The sequence below is a fragment of the Crocosphaera sp. Alani8 genome, assembly GCF_038442745.1.
GTDB lineage: Bacteria > Cyanobacteriota > Cyanobacteriia > Cyanobacteriales > Microcystaceae > Crocosphaera.
Genome location: NZ_JARVCN010000240.1, coordinates 1 through 4966, shown reverse-complemented (window position 1 = coordinate 4966; position 4966 = coordinate 1). Strand labels below are relative to the sequence as shown.

Annotated in this window: 9 protein-coding genes; 5 read left to right on the top strand and 4 right to left on the bottom strand. The window is 36.1% G+C overall.

The annotated features are described in order from the left end of the window. Nucleotides 1-305: 305 nt before the first annotated feature. From P9B04_RS14175 to P9B04_RS14155, 5 genes are all read left to right on the top strand, one after another. Nucleotides 306-1124 (top strand): Rpn family recombination-promoting nuclease/putative transposase, encoded by an 819-nt coding sequence (locus P9B04_RS14175; RefSeq protein WP_342055638.1) that lies wholly within the window; start codon nt 306-308, stop codon nt 1122-1124. A 352-nt stretch (nt 1125-1476) separates the two neighbouring features. After that, nucleotides 1477-1674 (top strand): hypothetical protein, encoded by a 198-nt coding sequence (locus P9B04_RS14170; RefSeq protein ID WP_342055637.1) that lies wholly within the window; start codon nt 1477-1479, stop codon nt 1672-1674. A 75-nt stretch (nt 1675-1749) separates the two neighbouring features. Further along, a complete protein-coding gene (locus tag P9B04_RS14165; protein ID WP_342055636.1) occupies nt 1750-2025 on the top strand; it encodes an HU family DNA-binding protein in 276 nt (91 codons plus the stop codon). Next, nucleotides 2022-2180, top strand: a complete 159-nt coding sequence (locus tag P9B04_RS14160) for a hypothetical protein (RefSeq protein WP_342055635.1) — start codon at nt 2022-2024, stop codon at nt 2178-2180. The genes P9B04_RS14165 and P9B04_RS14160 overlap by 4 nt, the downstream gene beginning before the upstream one ends. Nucleotides 2181-2192: 12 nt before the next feature. Then, nucleotides 2193-2441, top strand: a complete 249-nt coding sequence (locus P9B04_RS14155; protein WP_342055634.1) for an RNA recognition motif domain-containing protein — start codon at nt 2193-2195, stop codon at nt 2439-2441. Between the two features lie 106 nt (nt 2442-2547). On the opposite strand, the gene P9B04_RS14150 is transcribed toward P9B04_RS14155, so the two are convergent. The 4 genes from P9B04_RS14150 to P9B04_RS14135 form a co-directional block, all read right to left on the bottom strand. Next, nucleotides 2548-3633 carry an RNA ligase gene (locus P9B04_RS14150; protein WP_342055633.1) on the bottom strand — a complete coding sequence of 362 codons (1086 nt, stop codon included), beginning with the start codon at nt 3631-3633 and terminating at the stop codon, nt 2548-2550. 2 nt (nt 3634-3635) lie between these two features. Beyond that, a complete protein-coding gene (locus tag P9B04_RS14145) occupies nt 3636-3794 on the bottom strand; it encodes a hypothetical protein (RefSeq protein ID WP_342055632.1) in 159 nt (52 codons plus the stop codon). Between the two features lie 7 nt (nt 3795-3801). Beyond that, the gene (locus tag P9B04_RS14140) at nt 3802-4224 is read right to left on the bottom strand and encodes a hypothetical protein (RefSeq protein ID WP_342055631.1); all 423 of its coding nucleotides are present in this window, start codon (nt 4222-4224) and stop codon (nt 3802-3804) included. A gap of 174 nt (nt 4225-4398) precedes the next feature. Beyond that, nucleotides 4399-4776 carry a hypothetical protein gene (locus tag P9B04_RS14135; RefSeq protein WP_342055630.1) on the bottom strand — a complete coding sequence of 126 codons (378 nt, stop codon included), beginning with the start codon at nt 4774-4776 and terminating at the stop codon, nt 4399-4401. Between the last annotated feature and the right edge of the window lie 190 nt (nt 4777-4966).

Below are 4966 nucleotides of genomic sequence, written 5' to 3'. Positions count from 1 at the left end.
TCTATTAGTAAAGGGTTTTATAAGGGGGTTAAAAAGAGCGGATTTGGTATAACAGTGATGGTATAAACCCTCAGTGTGCGATGATGTGGAAAAAATAGGTTGGAAAATGACTACACATAATCTGAGAGGGTAACTAAGAGAAGAGCAGGTGACTCAAACGTAGATATAATCAATGTTTTAGCTAGTTACCTATTACCCAGAAAGTTACCTTTTTCTTGGTAACTGGGACGAAATAGCCATCAAATCAATTAGTCCAATTGGGAGTAAAAATAGTATAATAGTATTAATGCAAAAAAGATTAATCAATGTTTGATTCGACGTGTAAGTTCATTGCTGCCAACTTTGCTATAGACATGGCCACATGGCTACTGGGAAAGCCCGTTAACTTAACGGAACTGAAACCGTCGGAACTCTTACTAGAACCGATTAGGGCTGATAGTTTAATCTTTCCTCAGTCAGAGGACTTGGTGCTGCATATTGAGTTCCAAACTGACCCAAAAGAGGATATTCCATTCAGAATGCTCGATTACCGGCTCAGAGTCCATCGCCGTTATCCGAACAAGCAAATGCAGCAAGTGGTCATTTATTTGAGACGCTCCAACTCGGAATTAGCACAGCAAACGGTCTTTGAATTATCACAGACTCGCCATGAATTTAATGTCATTCGACTTTGGGAAGTGGATTACTCTGAGTTACTCACAGCACCTGGAGTCTGGCCGTTTGCCGTATTAGGAAAAGGTGGAGACAATGAAGCTGTGCTTAGGGACGTAGCTAATCGCATTGACAAAATCAGTGACCAAACAGAGCAAAGCAACTTAGCAGCCTCCACTGCTATTCTCGCTGGGTTAATATTAGAGAAAACGTTAATTCAAAGGATTTTGAGGGAAGACATTGTGAAAGAATCTGTCATTTACCAAGAAATTACAGCATCAGCTAAACTTGAAGGAAAACAAGAAGAAGCAGCTAATTTAGTATTGCGCCTTCTCCACCGCCGTCTCGGACAAATCTCTGAGTCCGTCTCCGAGCAAATCCGTCAACTCCCCGTTGAGCAGATCGAAGACTTAGGAGAAGCTTTGCTTGACTTTCAAAATGAGGCTGATTTGCTCAATTGGTTAGCCAAATGATCTCTCTCACTCAACATTAAAGATTCTGTGCAACAAGGCACTGCCTAGCGGCGTTTTCGGTGGCTTTTTCTGTGTAAAAAATCTCTGACGATTGGACAGTTTCTAAGCGAAGAGCTTACACTTTACAAGTTCATCATTGGGATAGAAATCCCAGTAATTCATCTGAGAACTAACCTAATTTCTGTCTGTACGGGGTGTCACTTGGATTTACATCGCGGTTATAGAGGCAATCTTGGCAATATCTCTGAGGGTCAATTGTCGTTGTTTCCCTACTTTTTTTGTTATTAACTAGCTCCAAATTAATTATAATATAAACAGAATAGTTGAAATTGTTGAAATTAATGACTAAAAAATGACAGATAAAAAAAAATGGAGAAGAAGAAGATTAATAGCAGTATTAATAATCACCCTGATTAATGGGCTAGTCTTCACTTTTTCTGATTTTTTAGGAGGAGTTGATAAACTAGATCGTGCCTTATTCAATTTTACCTGTAAACTCAAAACAGGAGACTGGGAAAATCCTTGTATTTATTCTTATCCTGAAAGATAAATAATCTCAAAAAAATCTTGACAACAGGGGGGACAACTTAGTTATAATCGTCGTCCTGTTAATTATTAATCAGAGATGAATAAGGAAGAACTGGTAAAAGCCATTGCTGTCGAAACAGATGTATCTCAGGTGGTGGTAACGAAGATACTCACGGCCCTCACTGACACCATCGTTGAAACTGTCGCTGATGGAGACAAAGTAACTCTCGTTGGTTTTGGAACCTTTGAACCGCGAGATCGCAAGGAACGAAAAGGGGTGAACCCCAAGACTGGGGAAACCTTGACCATTCCGGCCACCACAGTTCCTTGGTTTAGCGCAGGTAAAGCATTTAAGGATAAAGTAAAACCATGATTAATCTCGACATAACTGTTCAAAATGCTGCTTCTGCTTTGTTAAAAGGCGATTGGGTAGCTTATCAAAGATATTTACGCTCTGTTCCTTCAACAAAAGAAACCGAGTTTATGCGCCGTGTGGATGTAGCTGTAAAATCATCGAAGGGAAGGTAATTCAGGAAAATTATGACAATTTATGTGGGCAATCTTTCGTATGAAGTAGTAGAAGACGATTTAAGACAAGTCTTTGGAGAATATGGTTCAATCAAAAAAGTTGCCGTTCCCACAGACCGAGAAACAGGGAAAATGCGAGGTTTTGCCTTTGTTGACCTTGACTCCGAAGTAGCCGAACAAAATGCTATTTCAGAATTAGATGGTGCCGAATGGTTTGGTCGGACTCTCAAAGTTAATGCTGCACGTCCTAAAGGTCAATAGTTTAAGAATACAGATGAATCAGCACTGTATAAACAATCCCAAATAATCGAGCTTTTTAGTTTACTTTTTCCTAAACCAAACCAATGAAGTTTAAGGTCAGTCCTAGCTAAACTAACTGATTATCTTTAGGACGAAAATGATTGAACAAAAAAGCTCTACTTTTTGGATTATCATACCAGTCTTTCCCTTTTTTACGACGTTGGAATAAATAAGAGCGAGGGATAAAAGGTAAAGAATCAAGCTTAAGTCCTAATTCTTTATCAGATAAATGCTGATAGTTGAGATGATAAGTTTCTACCTCATTAATCAGGTTCTTTAATTGTTGGGTTAATTGTTCATAAATTTTATCAAAATCTGTCCAATATTCTTCAGGAATTTCTTGCCTAATTAACCCTAAATTAGCTTGTTCTTTCATCAATTCCCAGATTCCCAGTGGAGTTATCCCATTTAAAAGCTTTTGGATGCGACAATATTCAGACCCTTTAAATTTAATTCTTAATCCCCTCTCAAATCTAATCACAAATCCTTCATGGTCACTGCCTAATAATTTACTCACTTCAAGAATTTCTTGTATATTAGAGTAAGGAAATATTTGAGGAACGGAAACCCCTATTTGAGAAGCAATACATTCTATTTCAGAAAAAGTTAATTCTATTCCTTTTTCATTATAAGCTCCTAATAAAACTAATTCTTCTTTAGAGTAGTTGACAATAATTTTATTATCAGGAGAAACATATTCAAATAAATAAGTCGTTTCTTTTTCTAGATACTTTGTCGGTAATTGATTTAAAAGTATTTGAGCTTTTTGAGCCTGTAATGATTGTAAATTTCCCTTAGTTGAAGTTTGCCACTTATCTCGGTAATAATAACAGATGATTAAAGAGCCATCGAGTTTATCCAATGCTTCAAAAGGTTCGGAAGGTAGCTTAATTTGTCTTTCTCTGTAATTAAAAAACTTAGGAAAAGGAGTAGCAACAACTCTTTGGTTTTTCGTGTCAAGAATTAATCCTCTTGCTTGAGTATTCCATTTATTCCAATTCTCATTATAAACACAATGCTTTGTATAGCAATAAAGAGTTAAATCTTCTAATCTATGTTCATAGATATTATTATTATCTTTCTCAAGTTTTAAATGGTAAATTAATTGGTCGTAAGAGACTTGTCTGGTAAGAAGTTGTGAATTGTTAAGCATAGTTAGTTAGAAAAATAAACACTGGCTGGTGATTGTAGAATAGTGACACTCGGTTGAGATAATTCACGAGTGGTTATTATTTCACATTCCGATGCCCATGAAACAGATTCTAAAAATGTTTCGATTACTTTTAACGCTTCTTTTTTTGTAATCATTGTCATTTGTTTCCTAATAATTTAAGGGTAATTCTTTAAGAGGATTACGAGTTAAGATTTGCGATTCACAGAAAAATTCTAGAGAAGGCTTATTACTTCCAGGTTGATATAAAATAGTCCCGTCTTGTTGACATAATAAACCTTGATATTTACCCTGAGAATTAGGAGGAGAACTAACTATTTTGTAGTAAGAGATTCCGTCAGAACTTTGAACTAGGACAATATCCCCAACTCCCCAAGGATTGTGCATCATTTCTACTTTCTCGTAGATAGAAGTGGCTATTTCGACCACACGACTTATGATCTGATCCTCTATTTCTCTTTTTTCTTCTTTATCAAAAGAAGACCACAGGGGATTGTTTGCTTTTTTAACTAGGGTAGAAGAGTAAATCTGAGAAGATATTTGACAGATTAGTTGTTGTTTATTAGTTAGCATTTTGTCTTTTTGCTTTGTTTTTTGTTCGACTATATTATAGCTTATTTTTGATGTACAGTTACTAAAAAATAGAATTAATTAGGGTTGGTTTAGAGTGTTTTGAGTTGGACTTAAAAAGAGATAAAAATATAATTTACCTAAAAAAAACTAAAGTAGAAATAGAAATCAATGCGATTATTTTTCATCATTACTTGTTGTAAAATAAGGAGAACTAGGGTCAAATAAAGATAATTGACCAGGAGAAACATGAATAGGTAATCTTTTCCCTTTTATCTGCCGATGACCTTGAGCCGTAATAGGTAAACCTTGTAAAGCTTGTAGATTAGCTTTAACTTCAGAAAGCCAGACTTTGTAAGGGTAATATTTTCTCTCAACGAAAGGATAAGCTTTAGAAATTCGACGTTTGAGTGCTTTAAGCTGTTTAGGGGTGAGGATAACAGGAGGTTTGAGTTGATGTTCTCTCAAAAACTCTGTGATGACCTCTTGAATGACTCGATAAGATATTTTTCGCCAAGATGAAGCCATAACGAAGGTTGAGATAATGATGTTCATGGAAAATTTGGGAATGCTATGAGTAGCTACAGTGACAAGTCTGTTCCGACGGTATTCATGATTTCTGTGGGGGAGTTCCGGAACTTTCCTCCCCCTTCCTTTAGCTGTAAAGATTTATGACAATTTTTGCGGTGCTTTAGCCTGCATTATTCATGAAGAAAAAACAAAACAAAAAAATAAGCAATTAGCA

What these genes read in the sequence shown, in the direction of transcription:
- P9B04_RS14140 (WP_342055631.1), bottom strand. Translation starts at nt 4,224, where the DNA reads ATGCTAACTAATAAACAACAACTAATCTGTCAAATATCTTCTCAGATT.
- P9B04_RS14150 (WP_342055633.1), bottom strand. Translation starts at nt 3,633, where the DNA reads ATGCTTAACAATTCACAACTTCTTACCAGACAAGTCTCTTACGACCAA.
- P9B04_RS14145 (WP_342055632.1), bottom strand. Translation starts at nt 3,794, where the DNA reads ATGACAATGATTACAAAAAAAGAAGCGTTAAAAGTAATCGAAACATTT.
- P9B04_RS14155 (WP_342055634.1), top strand. Translation starts at nt 2,193, where the DNA reads ATGACAATTTATGTGGGCAATCTTTCGTATGAAGTAGTAGAAGACGAT.
- P9B04_RS14170 (WP_342055637.1), top strand. Translation starts at nt 1,477, where the DNA reads ATGACAGATAAAAAAAAATGGAGAAGAAGAAGATTAATAGCAGTATTA.
- P9B04_RS14160 (WP_342055635.1), top strand. Translation starts at nt 2,022, where the DNA reads ATGATTAATCTCGACATAACTGTTCAAAATGCTGCTTCTGCTTTGTTA.
- P9B04_RS14135 (WP_342055630.1), bottom strand. Translation starts at nt 4,776, where the DNA reads ATGAACATCATTATCTCAACCTTCGTTATGGCTTCATCTTGGCGAAAA.
- P9B04_RS14175 (WP_342055638.1), top strand. Translation starts at nt 306, where the DNA reads ATGTTTGATTCGACGTGTAAGTTCATTGCTGCCAACTTTGCTATAGAC.
- P9B04_RS14165 (WP_342055636.1), top strand. Translation starts at nt 1,750, where the DNA reads ATGAATAAGGAAGAACTGGTAAAAGCCATTGCTGTCGAAACAGATGTA.